This is a genomic window from Sporichthyaceae bacterium, assembly GCA_036493475.1.
Lineage (GTDB): Bacteria > Actinomycetota > Actinomycetes > Sporichthyales > Sporichthyaceae > DASQPJ01.
Genome location: DASXPS010000158.1, coordinates 18123 through 34455 on the forward strand (window position 1 = coordinate 18123; position 16333 = coordinate 34455).

Below are 16333 nucleotides of genomic sequence, written 5' to 3' on the forward strand. Positions count from 1 at the left end.
CGTCAGTTGTGTTGCCACACCTCGACCAGACCGCGTGGGCGGGTGACCGCGATGCGGGTGTAGTCCGTGGCCAGTTCGGCGCGGGTCGCGGCCAGCACGTCCGCGACCGGGCCCGGTCGGACCTGCTCGGTGCCGATCAGCAGCACGAACTCGATAGCCGGGTGGGCTGCGCCCAAATGCACGCGCGGGGGCACCGCAGGTAGCCCGACCAGCATCGGATCGATCATCCGGCGTGGGTCGGTGCCGGCCCGGAATTGCGTCGGGAAGTAGTCGAACTCCGCCTCGTAGTGCCCGACGTCCACGGCGTGCACCTGCGCGGCCAGTTGGCTGGAAAGGTGACGCAGCGGATCCCAGTGCCCGTTGCGTCCGGCGTCCGGACCGAACTCGGCGAAGCGCAGCGCGACCAGCGTCGAGTTCGGGCGCAGGAATTGCGCGGCGCGGGCGTACTCGTCGGCCAGCTGATTCTCCTGGCGCAGGGTCGGCACCCGGATCGCGGCCAGGGCGACCAGCGCGACCAGGGATGCGCCCGCGACGGTGTGCGCGGCCCGGCGCGGGATCGGGCGGGCAGCGAGCCAGAGCAGGCCGAGCAGCACCGGGAACAGGCTCAGCCGATCGTTGATCAATCCGAAGGCCACGCCGAAGCTGTCCGGCGCGGCCAGGTAGAGCACCGTGGCCGCGACGCCGGCCCACGCCACCGCACGTGCGTCCCGGGCGTAGCACGTACGGGTGCGGAGGACGACGGCGAGCAGCACCAGCGCCAACCCGACGCCGACCACGTTCTCCCACCGGGAGTAGGTGACCAGCGGGGTGTGCAGGGTGATCAGCCCGAGCAGCAGGCCCGGTGAGCCGTTCCAGGTCGGGCCGCTGCCCTGCGTGGTGTGCGCGGCGTAGGCCACGGTGAGCGCGACGCCGGGCAGTGCGGCGGCCGTCCCGGCCAGCAGCGTGCGCGCGCGGCGCGGACCCACGAGCGTTTGCGCGGCGAGGAACACCAGCGCCAGCGCGAACGGCACCAGGTGCAGGAACCAGGTCGCGACCAGGGTCACCGCCAGCGCGGCGGTCCGGCCGGGCCGCCAATCCGGCGCGGCGCGCAGCGCCAGGCCCACCGCACCCAGGCAGCCGACCAAGCCCAGGCAGAAACTGTAGAAGCCGTAGAAGTACAGGTAGTTGAACGCGAACGGCAGCGCGGCCAGACCCAACCAGCCCTGCTCGGGATGCAGCGCGCGGATCGCATAGCGCAGCACAAGCGGCAGGCCGACCACGCAGGCCACCTCGACGACGGTCTCCGCGGCGCGCACCGTGGTCAGCTTGACCAGCCCGGCGAGGATCAGACTTCCGCCGAGGTTCGGCGTCGGGAACCAGTTCAGCCGGTAATAGTGCGCGTACAGCGGCTCGTGGTGATCGACCAGGGCCACCGCACCCAGCACGTGCGCCGGTCCGTCCACCGTGTGCGGCGGCCAGATCGCTACCGCCGCGCCCACCGCGAGCACCGACAACCAAAACATCGCGTCAACCGCCGAGGTGCGACGGACCGCCATTTGCGCACTATCTCAGGCAGCGCGCCCCCACCCAGCGCATGTCATGCGCAATGAGGCCTTGTCAGCCGTCCAGACGAACGACAAGGCCCTCGTGGCCATGACATGCGTTCCCCGGAACGGATGTCATGCGGTCGCTGCCGGCGGTCAGCGCGGCTAGCCGGCGAGGGCAGGCTCGGCGGGGGTGGGGGTGACCAGGCCCGCGACCTCGGCGGGAGTGCTCTGGCGGTAGGCGTGGGCAGGGACGCCCTGGCGGACCAGCAGGCGGGACAGCCGCACCGGGCCGCGGCCGGCGGCGGGGACCGCTTCCAGGCCGGGCTGGTGGTGCACCACCCAGATCTTCCGGGTCGGCAGCCAGGACGCGTTGCGAGTCAGAAATCGCAAGGTTTCGCGACGACCGGCGCGGGAATGCCCCGACCAACCGAGGAAGACCGCGACATAGGGTTCGACGGTGCGGACGTAGGCAATCGGCTGCACATCGACCTCAAGATCGCCGACCGCGGCAATCTGGCTGCCTACTGCGGCGGCCTGCCGGCTGGTGAAGCCGGTGCTGGCCGCGTAGGCGACGAGCACTCGCGCAGACATGTGCATCAACCCTTGGTGCTAGACGTCCCGTTGCGTCGACCCACCCTGACGGGGTCGACGCTGCCGCAAATGCGACCGTCTCGCCACCGATTTCCAAGAATAGCTTGAGAAAAGGCATTGTGGGGGCCAAGCCGGTCACTTGTTACATCGGCAGTGTCGACGCCGTTCTTGACCCTGGCACAAGTTCATCTTCGGGGTTGCCGTACGCACCAGTAATTCACCCACGCGTCGGCCGGGCGCCCACCTAAGATCTGCTGGTGGAGATCACTCAGTCCAACAAGTTGGCGAACGTCGCCTACGACGTCCGCGGCCCGGTGCTCGAGGAGGCCAACCGTCTCGAGCAGACCGGTCACCGCATCCTGAAGCTCAACATCGGCAATCCGGCCCCGTTCGGCTTCGACGCCCCCGACGACATCGTCGCCGCGATCGTGCGCAATTTGCCCAACGCCTCCGGCTACTCCGACTCCAAGGGCCTGTTCTCCGCACGCACCGCTGTCGCCCAGTACTACACCGCCCTCGGCGTGGACGACGTCGACGTCGACTCGATCTACCTGGGCAATGGCGTCTCCGAGCTGATTGCCATGGCCCTGCAGGCGCTGCTGAACACCGGGGACGAGATTTTGGTGCCGGCCCCCGACTACCCGCTGTGGACGGCGGTGTCCACGCTGGCCGGCGGCCGCCCGGTGCACTACCTGTGTGACGAGGGCGCCGACTGGATGCCCGACCTGGCCGACGTCGAGGCCAAGATCACCGAGCGCACCAGGGCCCTGGTGGTGATCAACCCGAACAACCCGACCGGCGCGGTGTACTCCCGCGACGTGCTCGAGGGCCTGGCCGCGATTGCCCGTCGGCACAACCTGGTGCTGTTCTCCGACGAGATCTACGACCGCATCGTCTACGACGACGCCGTGCACGTGCCGATGGCCGTGGTCGCCCCGGACGTCCTCACCATCACGTTCGGCGGGCTGTCCAAGTGCTATCGGGTGGCCGGCTTCCGCTCCGGTTGGGCGGTGGTCACCGGCCCCCGGCAGCACGCGCGCAGCTACCTCGAGGGCATGACGATCCTGGCCAATATGCGGCTGTGCGCGAACGTGCCGTCGCAGTGGGCGATCCAGACCGCGCTGTCCTCCGCGCACGGCATCGACGATCTGGTGTTGCCCGGCGGTCGACTGCTCGAGCAGCGCGACATCACCTACGAGATGCTCAACGCGATTCCGGGCGTCTCCTGCGTCAAGCCCAAGGGCGCGCTGTATTGCTTCCCGCGGCTGGACCCGAAGGTGCACCCGATCGTGGACGACGAACGGCTGTGCTTGGACCTGCTGCGCAGTGAACGGATCCTGTTGGTGCAGGGCCGGGGCTTCAACTGGCCGACGCCGGATCACCTGCGCATCGTCACGCTGCCGCACACCGACGACCTGCGCGAGGCGCTCACCCGCATCGCCCGGTTCCTCAGCACCTACAAGCAATAGAGCCGAGCGTGCGCCCGGCGCACAGAAACGCCGCGGTCGGGAATCTGCTGACCGCGGCGTTTCTTTGTGCGCTCAGACGGGGATGTTCGCGGTGCGCCGCGCCTGCTCGGCAATCGCCATGGACAACTCAGTGGCCAGGTCCAGCGACCGTTCGGACATCGGGTTCTGCCGCATCCACCAGCAGGCCAGCTGGGTGATCTGACCGGCCAACTGCGGGTGCACCCGCATCGCTTCCCCGACGCTGACCCGACGCTCCTGCTCGCCGCAGATCGAGTACCAGTGACCGTCGCGGAAGCCAAGGTCGACGTTGCCCAGCGGGCCGGTCAACGTCACATCGAAGACACTCACCGGGTCGAACATCTCCGCCGGTGACTCCGGCACCTCACCGGTGGGCGGCCATTCGCCCATGTGCGGCAAAGGGCCGGACGGGTGGTCCCAGGGTTCCGGAGCGAACAACTCGGCCAGGTCCACCGGCTCGGTGAGCACGCTCGCCGGGGAAATCGGGGCTTCCTCCCAGTCCGGCCACTCGGTGAGGTCCACCGGCTGGGTCTGCAGGGCGGCGTGATCGACCGGCTCGGGCTGCGGGGCGACCATCTCGATGTCGGCCGACTGGATGACGGCCATCTCGATGACCGCGGGCTCGATGACCGCGGGCTCGGTGACGGCGGGCTCCGGAGCGGCCGACAGCAGGTCGTCGTAGGCGAGCTCGACGGGTTCGACCATCCGGTGCCGGGCGCCGACGACCTGCACCACGGCGGTGGTGGGCCGCTCGGGCTTGGCTGCCGCCGGGACGGGCCACGGGTCGGTCAGCGGGTCCCAGCCGGGCGGCGCGTCGATGTCCACAATGGGCTCGGATTGATACTCGAACCCGTTGGGCCCGGCGAGCCAGGACCCGGCGTGGAACGCGTAGTCGGTCCGGGCGGCGGGCTGCAGTTCGGAGTACTGCAGAGCGCCGGGCACGACGGTTCGCGGGGAGCCGTTCGCGCGGAACGTCACCGCCGTATCGGCGGGCCCGGAGGCGGTGCTGAACGACGCCGACTCCAGGGCATCGTCGGCGCCGGGCGGGTCGTGCCCGATGTCATTCGGGATGCTGGCCATGCGGTGCGCCTTCCTCACCGGCACGGCGCACGACCGATGCGGGCCTTAGGACCCGAATCGGGGCGGACGCCGCCGCACCGGCACCGTTACCGAACCTGGATGAGCGACCTTTGCAGGGTCGAAGACAGGCAAGGCACCGTCAAGGTGAGGGACGTTGAATTGCACGCAGCTTGACTCCCGATTCGCCCGCTACCAGGCAAAACGCCAACGGGCAATCGCTGTGTAAACCCGCAGAACGCCCGACGGGCCATCCGCGCTGTTAGTTGCGCAGCAGCACCGAGCGGTCAGCAGGACCCGGGGTCGGCGGGCGCGGCCGCCGCGGCCGGCTTGGGCTTGGGCTTGGCCGCGGTCTTCATCACGCTGCCCGCCTTGGTCTGGCGGGCGTGGTCACGGGAGGCGACCACCACGCCGGCCGGTCGCGGTGCCGGCGGCTGCTGCGACGCGGTCAGCGCGGCCTGCACCTGCTTCTGGATGTAGGCGAAATCGGGGTGGGCCGGGTCGAACTGCGCGTTGCGCACAATGCTCACGTCGGTGACCTTGGCCTGTTTGGCCTTGCCCGCCAACGAGTACAGGTCCGGCAACGCAGCCATCGGGATGTCGGTCAGGATGATCTGCCGCGCCGCGCCGGCCAGCTTGCTGAAGTTGGTCAGCACGGTGAGCGGGCTGGCCTGATGGGCGATCGCGGTGAGCAGACACCGCTGCCGCGCCATCCGGGAGTAGTCGTCGGAGTCGAACCGGGACCGGCCGTACCAGAGCGCCTCGTAGCCGGACAGCTTGCGGTGGCCCGGCTGCAGATACCCGGTCGGCGGGGTGATGACCTTGTTGTGCCCGTCGTGCCGGCCGCCGATCGGCAGCGGGCGCGGCACGGTCATGGTGACCCCGCCGATGGCGTCCACCAGGTCCGCGAAGCCCGCCAGGTTAACCAGCACGAAGTAGTCGATGTTCTGCCCGATGGTGTACGCGAAGGATTGCTTGATCAGTTCGCCACCGGGGAACGGCGTGCCCGGCATGACCTCGGGGTGGTCAGTGCCGTACCGGTAGACCGCGTTGAGCATGTCGTCGAAGCCGTTCGGGAACCGCTTGGCCATCGGGGTGCCGGGCAGGAACGGCGCGTCCATCATGTTGCGCGGCAACGAGATCAGCACGGTGCTGCCGGTGATCGTGTCGATGCTGGCCAGGATCATCGAGTCGGTGCGCACGCCGGTACGGTCCTTGCCGCCGTCGCCACCGAGCAGCAACACGTTCACCCGCTGCTTGCCCGCGAAGATCCCGTGCGAGGGGCCGAAACCGACGGGCTTCACCACGGCCTTCGGCTGGACCACCGGCATCATCGGGGCGCTGAAAATGTCGTTGAGCAGGTCGTACTGCACATAGGCGGTGCGGGCGCCGAACGCGAACGGCGCGGCTATACCCAGACTCAACGTGGCCGCGACCGACGTTCCGATCACGCGTTGCGCGGGGCCCATGCCGCTGGGTCGGGCCACCCACCAACTGCTGGCCACTACGCCGGCCCAGATCAGGCCGAGCACGCCGCACACGCTCATCACCGCGACGAGGTCGTCCGGCTTGAGCGCCACCCGCACCCAACGGGAGTGCGGCACGGCCAGCGCCAGCACGGTGGCGGTGATCAGCAGCGCCCCGAAGGTCGCGACGATCGCCATGCCCAGCCGACGCCGCCCGGAGGCCAGGTGGCCAATGCCGGGGATCAGCACGGACAACGCGGTCCAACGCAGCGCCCGGCCCAGGCTGGGCCGCCGCCGGGGGCGGCGGTGCACCGGTGCCGGGCCGTCGACCTCGAACACGTCGCCGAGTTCTGCCGGCGGGGCGATGACCCGGCGGGCGTGCTTACCGGCGGCGGATTCCTGCGCAGATGCCGGGGCCGTGCCCGATGACGGGGTCTCGGCTGCGGTGGGCGTGCCGCGGTGTCGCCGCGGCTCGTGCTCGGATGCGCCGGTCTTCGGCGGCGCCGCCCCCGGCTCGCCCAGACCGCGATGTGATCCATTGCCCGGCTTCACCCACGTCTCACCGGGGGCCGGCGTACCGCGATGTGAACGCGGTCGCGCGGCGATGTCCGGCAGATCCTCGGCGGGCGTGCCGCGGTGGCTGCCCCGACCCGAGTCGCCCACGGTCGGCGCACCCTCGGCCGGGCCGCGATGGCCGGGCTGGCGATGAGAGCCGGACACGATCAGCAATACCTTTCGGGCGGGCGCGGGTTCCAGCGGCATTACGTCGTTGCTTGCCTGGTGATTGAACAACGTTCACCTTGGGCACAAACCGGGCCGGTGCCAAGTTTGGGCAAGCCCTGAAAGACGAGAAGCAGGCGCACCCGCCAAAGGGGGCGTCCGCTTCTACCCCAATTGTCCGCCGGCGATGGCTGCGATGACAAGTCGAACCGTGGCTGTCAGGATGCGGCCAACCGGTGCCGGCAGGCGGGCGGGATAGCTGAGGGGACTTTCGATGCGCAGCACGATGCAGGATGCACCACTGACCGTCGGACGCATCGTGCGGTACGCGACATCCGTGCACTCGGCCGGCGAGGTGGCCACCTTCGACGGCGAGGGTTGCCGGCGCATCAGCTACGGCGAACTGGGCAAGCGGTCCGCGCGCCTGGCGAACGTCCTGCGCTCGCTGGGCATCCGCGGCGACGAGCGCGTCGGCTCCTTCCTGTGGAACAACACCGAACACGTCGAGGCCTACGCGGCGGTGCCCAGCATGGGCGCGGTGCTGCACACGCTGAACATTCGCCTGTTCCCCGAGCAGCTCGTCTACATCACCAACCACGCCGCGGACCAGGTGGTGATCTGCGACGGCAGCCTGATCGGACTGCTCGCGCCGGTGCTGGACCAGATGAAGACGGTGCGGCACGTGCTGGTCACGCCGGGTGGGGACGGCAGCGCGCTGGAAGGCATGGGCGCGGACATCCACGACTACGAGGAGTTGATGGCCGGCGCGTCGGAGGACTTCGACTTCCACCCCGGCCTGATCGACGACGAACGTGACGCCGCGGCCATGTGCTACACGAGCGGCACCACCGGCAACCCCAAGGGGGTGGCCTACTCGCACCGCTCGATCTATCTGCACTCCATGCAGGGCATGTCGGCGGAGGGGTTCAACCTGTCGCAGGGCGACAAGGTGCTGGCCGTGGTGCCGATGTTCCACGCCATGGCCTGGGGCCTGCCCTATGCCGCGATGATGTGCGGTGCGGATCAGTTGATGCCGGACCGCTTCCTGCAGGCCGAACCGATGGCCCGGCTGATCGCGACCGAGCGGCCGGACGTGGCCGGTGCGGTGCCCACGGTGTGGGGTGCGCTGCTGGCGCATCTGGACGCCAACCCGGTGGACGTCTCGTGTCTGCGCGACGTGGTGGTCGGCGGGTCGGCCTGCCCGCCGTCGATGATGAAGGGCTTCGAGGAGCGGCACAGCGTGCGGCTCATCCACGCCTGGGGGATGACCGAGCTGTCGCCGATCGGGTCGGTCGGGCGTGCCCCGGTCGGGCTGTCGCCGGAGGAGACCTGGGCGCGGCGGATCAGCCAGGGTCGGCTGCCCTGTGCGGTGGAGGGCCGACTGGTCGACGACGACGGCGCGATCATGCCCAACGACGGGGAGGCCGTCGGCGAGCTCGAGGTGCGCGGGCCGTGGGTGGCCGCTTCCTATTACCACAACCCGGACATGCCCGATGACCTCGGTGAGGAAAAGTTCCGAGATGGGTGGCTGCGCACCGGCGATGTCGGCACGCTGACCCCGGACGGGTTCCTGACGTTGACCGACCGGGCCAAGGACGTGATCAAGTCCGGCGGGGAGTGGATTTCCTCGGTGGACCTGGAGAACACGATCATGGGGCACCCGGCGGTGGCCGAGGCCGCGGTGATCGGCATCCCGGACCCGAAGTGGGACGAGCGTCCGCTGGCCGCGGTGGTGCTGCGCCCGGAGGCGAACGTCAGCTTCTCCGAACTGCGCGACTACCTGGGCGACAAGGTCGCGAAGTGGCAGCTGCCGGAGAACTGGGTATTCGTTGCCGAGGTGCCGAAGACCTCGGTCGGCAAGTTCGACAAGAAGGTATTGCGCGCACGGCACGCGGCCGGCGAGTTGGACGTGACGACCTTCTGAGCGTCAGCCGATCAGGCCGGACAGCCGGGCCAAGAGCACAGCCAGCTGCTGGTCGACGGTCGCGTTCTCCAGACGCGGACACAACCCGATGACGGTCTGCCCACGCTCGAGCCGGTATTGGTGGCCCTCGGCCAGTTCGTCGGTGGTGTAGGCGAGCACCGGGATCGGCGGCGCGTCGGGTCCGTGCAGCCAGACGGTGTCAACCGGCTCGGGACCGGCGAGGTTGCGCAACACCACGTCGGGTCGGGCGTGCGCCAGCCGGCCGGCCGCCTCCGCGTCACTGCGCGCGTGCCAGCCGCGCACACCGGCCAGCGCCAGCCCCGCACCGAAGGCCGCGGCGAGCGCCGGGTCCTCCTCGATGATCAGCACGCGACCGACATCGCCGGACGGGACCAGGCCGCTCAGCAGCACCGCGGGGTCACCGGCCGGATCAGATCCGTCGACCTCGGCCAGGCCGGCCACGGCCAACAGCGGCAGCGCCGCCTCGGCCGCCGCGGCACCGAGTTCGGTGAGCCGGCGCCGCCGCAACGGCTCGGCACCCGGGTCGATGAACACGACCGCGGTGCCCACCGGCACGATCACCGGCTGCTCGAATCGGGCCAGGGCCACCGAGGCCAGGCCTCGCGCCAGCAGCGCCCCGGCCAGCGAAGGGGTGGGTTCCGGCCACACCAGGACCTGCGGCGGGGCGAGGTCAGTGAGGATGACATCAGCGGTGGCCACGGACAGTTCGGCAGCGGTGGGCACAGCGGGCATGGCCGGCTGAGGCGGAATGACGGCGCTCGGGATCGGCTCGGGCGCGGGCTGCGGCACCGAATTACGGGCGTGCTTGCGCGGGCTGGTCGAGGGCGGGACGGGACGCGGCAGTTCAATCACGTACGAGCGGATCCCGTCCGGCTTGGACTCCAGCAGGAACCGGCCGCCGTGCGCCTCGGCCACGATCTGCACCAACGCCAGATCCGGGTCGGCGCCGCCCGGCACCGATCCGCGCGGCCGTAGCCAACGCAGCAGTGGGTTTTCCGCCGGGCCGGTGCTCTGATCGACCCCGTCCACCGAGATCCGCAGCAGTTCGACCTCTGGGCTCAGCGTCACGCTCACCGTGCCGCCCGCGGGCGTCGCGTCCACCGCTGCCCGGATCAGCTCGGACAGCGCCAGCACCAGCCGCGGGGCGTCGGCGGCCGCCGGGGCGTCGATCGTGTGCACGGTCAACTCGACGCCGCGCTCACCCGCCGCCTGTTGGCGTGCCGCAACCGCCTCGACCACCACATCGCGCAGGTCGGCCGCGGTCGGCTCCGGCGTCGCCTGACCCGTCATCAGATTCTCATAATCGATGGCGTCGGCCACGATCGCGCGCAGCCGCGCTACCAGGTCCTCCTGGTCGCCCTGCACGCTGAGCTTGCCCAGCCCGGGGGTCAGCTCGGCGGCCAGCACGTCGACCAATCGGATCCGGCGGCGCTCCAGCTCCCCGGCCTCGGTCATGTCGTTGAAGGCCAGCACCGCGCCGATCACCTCGGCGCCGTCCTTGATCGGCGCCGAGGACACCTCCACCGGCACCGGGCTGCCGTCCTGTCGCCAGACGATCTCCGGGCGCCGGCGCAACCGTCGCCCGCTGCGCAGGGTGCGGGTCACCGGGGATTCCGCCACCGGGTAGGCGGTGCCGTCCAACCGGGTGTGCATGGCCAACGAGTGCAGATCCCGCCCGGCGATCGCGCTGACCCGGGCGCCGAGCAGCCGGGCCGCCGCCGGGTTCGCCAGCATGACCCGGCCCTCGCGGTCGACCCCGCAGACGGCCTCCTCGGTGCTGCGCAGCACCGCCTGAGCGGCGCGACCGGTGCGCACCAGCTCGGCCTCCACCGCCGACTCGCCCTCGCGCAGCGAGACCAGCAGACGCTCCTCCCCGCTCCCCCACGGCACCCGGGAGCAGGTCACCTCCACGCCGAACGAGCTGCCGGTCAGCGCGTGGGCGTAGGTACGCGACGCGGCGCCGCCGTCCGCCGGCCAGGTCGACGGGGAGCCGGCGAGGTCCGGGGTCAGGCCCGGCAACAACTCGCTGAGAGTGCGCCCGACCAGGGCCGCCGCGCCGCCGGCGCCGAACGCCTCGATAGCGCGTGCGTTGGCATTGACCACCGCGCCGACCGGGTCGATGAGCAACAGCGCGTCGGGAAGGTGATCGAGGATCGCGGCCAAGCGGGCGGTGTTGCGCGTCGGTCTGGCTGCCACCCCGCCGCCACCTCCGAATACCCGCCGCGCCGCCGCCCGCGTCGGTCCCGGACGACAGGGCAGTCTTGCACCGCTGCCCACACAAATCACAGGGGGTTGACCCTCTAGATCGTCTTTGCTTGCCCGCGGCGGCGACCGATAACGTGTGCGCGTTAGAAACTCTGGAGGCTTCGCCTAGTCCGGTCTATGGCGCCGCACTGCTAATGCGGTTTGGGCCTTAAAGCCCATCCGGGGTTCAAATCCCCGAGCCTCCGCGTAGGGGTGGAGTGTGGTCGGTGCGCTTGGCGCACCTTCCCCACCTACGCTCCGGTTGTTTCATTGCGACGCTTCGCGTCGCGGCGCGGGCTTCGCCCGCGCACGGCCGACGGGCTCGCTGCGCTCGCGGTCGGCCCCTCGCTGGGCGGTCGTGGCTTGGCCCACACGGTGAATGCGTTGCTCCCAACGGGCTCGCTGCGCTCGCCGTCGGCCCCTCGCTGGCGGCGGTCGTGGCTTGGCCCAAACGGTGAATGCGTTGCTCCCATAGGGTGGTTTCGGGTTCAGGGTTTGGGAGGCCGCGGTGGGACTGATCGGCAAGATCAAGGGCGAGTTCGTCGACATCATCGAGTGGATCGATGACTCGCGGACCACGCTGGCCTGGCGCTTCCCCCGCTACAACAACGAGATCAAGAACGGCGCTCAGCTGATCGTGCGGGAGGGGCAGCAGGCGGTCTTCGTGTATCGGGGGCAGCTCGCCGACCGGTTCCAGCCCGGGCACTACCAGCTCACCACCGAGGCGTTGCCACTGTTGGCGACTTTGCAGGGGTGGAAGCACGGGTTCGCCAGCCCGTTCCGGTCCGAGGTCTACTTCATCAACACCCGGCCGGTCACCGACCTGCGCTGGGGGACCCCGCAGCCGGTGGTCATCCGTGACCCGGACTTCGGCATGGTCCCGGTGCGGGCCAACGGTCTGTGCGTGGTGCGCATCGCGGACGCGGAGATCTTTCTGCGCGAGGTCATCGGCACGGACAGCGCGGTGGAGCTCGACGAGATCACCGAGCTGCTACGCCGGCTGATCGCCACCGCGTTCGCCGACCTGCTGTCCGGCTCCGGTTACGGCGCAATCGACCTGCAGGGCAAGAACGCGGAGATCGCGGGCAAGCTCAAGACCGCGGTGCAGGAGGGCGTGGACGACGAGTACGGCCTGGCCGTGGAGTCGATCGCGATGAACGTCTCGCTGCCCGAGGAGATCACCGCGGCGATGACCGCAGGCGTGGCCCGCGGTCTGGAGACCAAGGGTTACGTCGGCAACGTCGGCGACGTCGGACGGTTGCAGCAGGTGCGCGCCGCGGACGCCACGCTGGCCGCCGCGGAGAACGCGGGCGGGGGCGCCGGATCGATGGTGGGCGCCGGGGTCGGACTGGCCCTGGGCCAACAGATGGCCGGCGCCCTGGCCGCCGGTCAGGCCCCGCAGGCGGCACCGGGTGCAGTTCCGCCGCCGATGCCGGCCGGCGTGATGTTCCACGTGGACGCGGGCGGGCAGCCGTCCGGCCCGTTCAATCTGGCGCAGCTGCAGGCCATGGTCGGCACCGGGCAGCTGCAGGCGGCCACCCTGGTGTGGACGCAGGGTATGCCCGGCTGGGCTGCGGCCTCCTCGGTGGCCCAACTCGCCGCCTTGTTCGCCACCCCACCGCCGATGCCGCCGCCGCCCGTCCCGCCGGCGCCGCCGGCACAGTGACCTCGCCCGAGGAGACCCCGCCGCCGATCCCGACGGGGCCGCTGCCGCAGGACCCGCCCGACCCACCCCCGATGCCGGGTCCACCGCCCATGCCCGGTCCACCGCCCATGCCCGGGCCGCCGCCGCTGGACGGGCCCCCGCCGATGCCGACACCGCCTGCCATGCCCGCGCAGGCGCCGTCCACCGTGCATTTCGCCTGCTTCTCCTGCGGCGCCGGCATGGTGTGGAGCGGTCGGGTGGGTGGACTGCTCTGCCCGAGCTGCGGGTCCACCAAGCCGATCGAGCGGGACCCGACCAAGCCGGCCGAGCGGGACCTGGAGGCGGCCCTGTCCGCGCCCCCGCCGCCGGCCGCCGCCGAACCGAGCGCACCGGAGAAGGAACTGGTGTGCCCGAACTGCAACGGCGCCATCGGCCTGGTCGGCACGCTGACCGCAACCCGCTGCCCGTTCTGCGCCACCCCGGTGCAGCGCAGCGACGTCCGCGATGCGCCGGACCGGTTGCCGGTGGACGGCGTGGTGCCGTTCGGCATCGACTCCAAGCAGGCGCACGAACTGGTCGAGGGCTGGATCTCGCAACGCTGGTTCGCACCCAACGCGTTCAAGCGATACAGCTCGACCGGCTCGTTCAACCCGATCTACGTGCCGTTCTTCACCTTCGACGCGCAGACGCTGACCGACTACGCGGGCGAGCGTGGCGTCACGTACACCCGCACGGTGGGCTCGGGGAACAACCAGCGGGTCGAGACCTATACGCAGTGGTACTACGTCGAGGGCAACGTCGATGTGCCCTTCGACGACGTCGCGATCGAGGCGACCACGTCGTTGGAACCCGAGCGGATGGCCAAGCTCGAGCCGTGGCCCACCCAGGACGCGGTCGCGTTCAAGGGTGAGTACCTGGCCGGGGCGGTGTCCCGTTCCTACGACCTGGACCTGCCGCAGTGCTACGGCGTGGCCCGGCAGAAGATGGCCGCGGAGATCGAGAGCAGTGTGCGCGCCGACATCGGCGGGGACCAGCAGCGCATTCAGCGCCTCGACACGACGTGGCGCGACCAGACCTTCCGGCATCTGCTGCTGCCGCTGTTCCTGCTGGTGGTGACGTTCCGTCAGAAGCCTTTCCAGGTCTACGTCAACGGGGTCACCGGCGAGGTGCACGGGCAGCGCCCGTACAGCTGGATCAAGATCGCGCTGGCGGTGCTGGCCGGGTTGATCGTCGCCGGAGTCGCATTGGCGATCTACGCCTCCCAGCGGCACAGTGGCGGCGCCGGGTATCGCTAGTCACGCCCGGGCGAGGATCTCGCCGTGCAGCAGGGCCATCCAGCCGTCCGGGTGCGCGGCCCAGCTCTGCCACGCCCGGGAGATCTCCTCGAGGTCGGTGGGGGTGGCGTAGCCGGCTTCGACGGCCTGACGGGCCATCGCGGAGTCCAGGATGCGGTCCGCCCACATGCCGCCCCACCAAGCCCGGTCGGCTTCATTCGCGAAGCACCAGGTACTCGCCGAGGGCGTGACGTCGGCGAAGCCGGCCGCGTGGGCCCAGGCCAGCAGGTGGCGCCCGGCGTCCGGTTCGCCGCCGTTGGCCCGCGCGCAGCGCTGGTAGAGCGTCATCCACACGTCGAGTTCGGGCAGCCTCGGGTACCAGGCGAACGCGGCGTAGTCGCTGTCCCGCGCGGCGACCAGGCCACCGGGGCGGGTGACCCGGCGCATCTCGCGTAGCGCGGTGACCGGGTCGGCGACGTGCTGCAGCACCTGGTGGGCGTGTACGACGTCGAAGGCGTCGTCGGGCAGGTCCAGCGCGTGCACGTCGGCGACGACCAGATCGATGTCCATACTCCGGCGGGCGGCCTCGGCCCGGGTCAGGTCCAGCGCTTCGGCGGTGGGCTCCACTGCGGTGGTACGGCCCGGTGCGACGCGCTGCGCCAGGTCGAGGGTGAGGGTGCCGGGGCCGGAGCCCACGTCCAACAGGCGGTCACCGGGACGCAGATGCTCAACGAGGTGCGCGGCGGAGTTCTCGGCGGTGCGCCAGCGGTGCGAGCGCAGGACCGACTCGTGATGGCCGTGCGTATAGGTGGTCATGCCCGCAACCCTACGCCTGTCTCAAATGTCAGGACGGATAGTCTCGTCAAATGAGACAGCCCATTGCGTCGGGCCAACCCGCACCTATTGCGTCGGGTTGGCCGGACGCAGCGCATATGGTCGCGCGATGAACCGCACATCCCGTCGCCGGATCGCCGCCGCGCTGGCCCTGTGGGCGGTCACCTCCACGGCGCCCGCGGCACAGGCAGCACCCGTCCCGCACCGGACAGGCTGTCGGCTGGTCATCGGCCACCGCGGTGCGCCCGGCTATCGACCGGAGCACACCCTGGCGTCCTACGCGTTGGCCGCGCGGATGGGTGCGGACTACATCGAGGCGGACCTGGTCAGCACCGCCGACGGCGTGCTGGTGGCCCGGCACGAGAACGACATCTCGCAAACCACCGACGTCGCAAATCATTCCGAGTTCCGGTCCCGGCGCACCACCAAGACCATCGACGGGGTGCGCACCACCGGCTGGTTCACCGAGGACTTTACCCTCGCCGAACTGCGGACGCTGCGCGCCAAGGAACGCCTACCGGCCATCCGTCCGCACAACACGCGTTACAACGGCCGCTACCGGGTGCCCACCCTGCAACAGATCATCGACCTGACCCGGCGACTGTCCAAGCAGCTCGGGCGGACCATCGGCCTCTACCTGGAGACCAAACACCCGACGTACTTCCGCTCCATCGGCAAACCGCTGGAGCCCCCGCTGGTGGACGCGCTGCGCCGCAACGCGCTGGAGGGGTCGGACGCCAAGGTGTTCGTCGAATCCTTCGAGCCGAGCAGTTTGCAGACGCTGCGCCGGCAGGTCGGGGTGCGGCTGGTGCAGTTGCTGGCCGAGCCGGTGGACCGCCCGGCGGACTTCGTCAGGTCCGGTGACCGGCGTACCTACCGCGCCCTGGCGACCACCACGGGACTGCGCGGGATCGCCCGGTACGCCGACGCGGTCGGCCCGTCCAAGGACTACGTGATCCCGGTGGACGCCCACGGCAACTCCCGCCAACCGACGTCCTTCGTGCGCCACGCGCACGCCGCCGGGCTCGAGGTGCACCCGTACGCGTTTCGCAGCGAGAACCAATTCCTGCCCACCCAGCTGCGCCGCGGCGGCAATCCGAACACCAAGGGCGACGCCGTCGACGAGTACCGGCTGTTCTTCGCCGCCGACATCGACGGGGTGTTCAGCGACTATCCCGACACCGCCGTGAAGGCCCGCGGCAATAGTTGTTCAGCCTGACGTGGCCGGCCGGCCACCCGCGGGGGGCCGCCCGCCGGCGAACGCTAGACTTGCCTCTCGGCCCACCGGCCGGGCGCTCGTAGCTCAACGGATAGAGCATCTGACTACGGATCAGAAGGTTGGGGGTTCGAATCCCTTCGAGCGCGCCCGGTATCACCGCAGGTCAACGGCCCCTTTCCCACCCCGGGAATGGGGCCGCGTGGTCGTCCGGAGCCCAATCGAGCTGATCCCCGCCGCGAATCTGCCGCCACCCTCGAGCCGGTCCGACGGGCCGGGCGGCGTCGGTCAGCCAATAGGTGGCGTCC

The 16333-nt window shown here is 70.4% G+C and carries 11 protein-coding genes and 2 tRNA genes; 7 read left to right on the forward strand and 6 right to left on the reverse strand.

The features are described from left to right. Positions 1-2 precede the first annotated feature (2 nt). Together VGJ14_16255 and VGJ14_16260 are read right to left on the reverse strand one after the other, a co-directional pair. A complete protein-coding gene (locus VGJ14_16255) occupies positions 3-1535 on the reverse strand; it encodes a hypothetical protein (protein HEY2833984.1) in 1533 nt (510 codons plus the stop codon). Between the two features lie 153 nt (positions 1536-1688). Next, positions 1689-2117, reverse strand: a complete 429-nt coding sequence (locus VGJ14_16260; GenBank protein ID HEY2833985.1) for a hypothetical protein — start codon at positions 2115-2117, stop codon at positions 1689-1691. 257 nt (positions 2118-2374) lie between these two features. Between VGJ14_16260 and VGJ14_16265 the strand changes: the two genes are divergently transcribed. After that, a complete protein-coding gene (locus VGJ14_16265; protein ID HEY2833986.1) occupies positions 2375-3586 on the forward strand; it encodes a pyridoxal phosphate-dependent aminotransferase in 1212 nt (403 codons plus the stop codon). A gap of 72 nt (positions 3587-3658) precedes the next feature. Here VGJ14_16265 and VGJ14_16270 read toward each other — a convergent pair whose 3' ends face one another. Together VGJ14_16270 and VGJ14_16275 are read right to left on the reverse strand one after the other, a co-directional pair. Continuing rightward, positions 3659-4684, reverse strand: coding sequence for a hypothetical protein (locus tag VGJ14_16270; GenBank protein HEY2833987.1), 1026 nt, complete (start codon positions 4682-4684; stop codon positions 3659-3661). Positions 4685-4968: 284 nt separating this feature from the next. Further along, positions 4969-6909 carry an LCP family protein gene (locus VGJ14_16275; protein HEY2833988.1) on the reverse strand — a complete coding sequence of 647 codons (1941 nt, stop codon included), beginning with the start codon at positions 6907-6909 and terminating at the stop codon, positions 4969-4971. A gap of 232 nt (positions 6910-7141) precedes the next feature. On the opposite strand from VGJ14_16275, the gene VGJ14_16280 reads away from it, so the two are divergent. Continuing rightward, entirely contained in the window at positions 7142-8791 is a 1650-nt protein-coding gene (locus tag VGJ14_16280; GenBank protein HEY2833989.1) for a long-chain fatty acid--CoA ligase, read from the forward strand. A gap of 3 nt (positions 8792-8794) precedes the next feature. Here VGJ14_16280 and VGJ14_16285 read toward each other — a convergent pair whose 3' ends face one another. After that, on the reverse strand, positions 8795-11008 hold the full coding sequence (locus VGJ14_16285; GenBank protein HEY2833990.1) for a PAS domain-containing protein: 2214 nt from the start codon (positions 11006-11008) through the stop codon (positions 8795-8797). A gap of 163 nt (positions 11009-11171) precedes the next feature. Here VGJ14_16285 and VGJ14_16290 point away from each other — a divergent pair. The 3 genes from VGJ14_16290 (at position 11172) to VGJ14_16300 (ending at position 13996) form a co-directional block, all read left to right on the forward strand. Then, positions 11172-11262, forward strand: a tRNA-Ser gene (locus VGJ14_16290). A 302-nt stretch (positions 11263-11564) separates the two neighbouring features. After that, the gene (locus tag VGJ14_16295; protein HEY2833991.1) at positions 11565-12722 is read left to right on the forward strand and encodes an SPFH domain-containing protein; all 1158 of its coding nucleotides are present in this window, start codon (positions 11565-11567) and stop codon (positions 12720-12722) included. Between the two features lie 161 nt (positions 12723-12883). After that, entirely contained in the window at positions 12884-13996 is a 1113-nt protein-coding gene (locus tag VGJ14_16300; protein HEY2833992.1) for a hypothetical protein, read from the forward strand. Here VGJ14_16300 and VGJ14_16305 read toward each other — a convergent pair whose 3' ends face one another. After that, the gene (locus VGJ14_16305; protein ID HEY2833993.1) at positions 13997-14791 is read right to left on the reverse strand and encodes a methyltransferase domain-containing protein; all 795 of its coding nucleotides are present in this window, start codon (positions 14789-14791) and stop codon (positions 13997-13999) included. It abuts the gene before it with no gap. A gap of 127 nt (positions 14792-14918) precedes the next feature. Here VGJ14_16305 and VGJ14_16310 point away from each other — a divergent pair, with 127 nt between their 5' ends. Both VGJ14_16310 and VGJ14_16315 read left to right on the forward strand, forming a co-directional pair. Beyond that, the gene (locus tag VGJ14_16310) at positions 14919-16028 is read left to right on the forward strand and encodes a glycerophosphodiester phosphodiesterase (GenBank protein HEY2833994.1); all 1110 of its coding nucleotides are present in this window, start codon (positions 14919-14921) and stop codon (positions 16026-16028) included. A 73-nt stretch (positions 16029-16101) separates the two neighbouring features. Beyond that, positions 16102-16174, forward strand: a tRNA-Arg gene (locus VGJ14_16315). Positions 16175-16333: the final 159 nt, after the last annotated feature.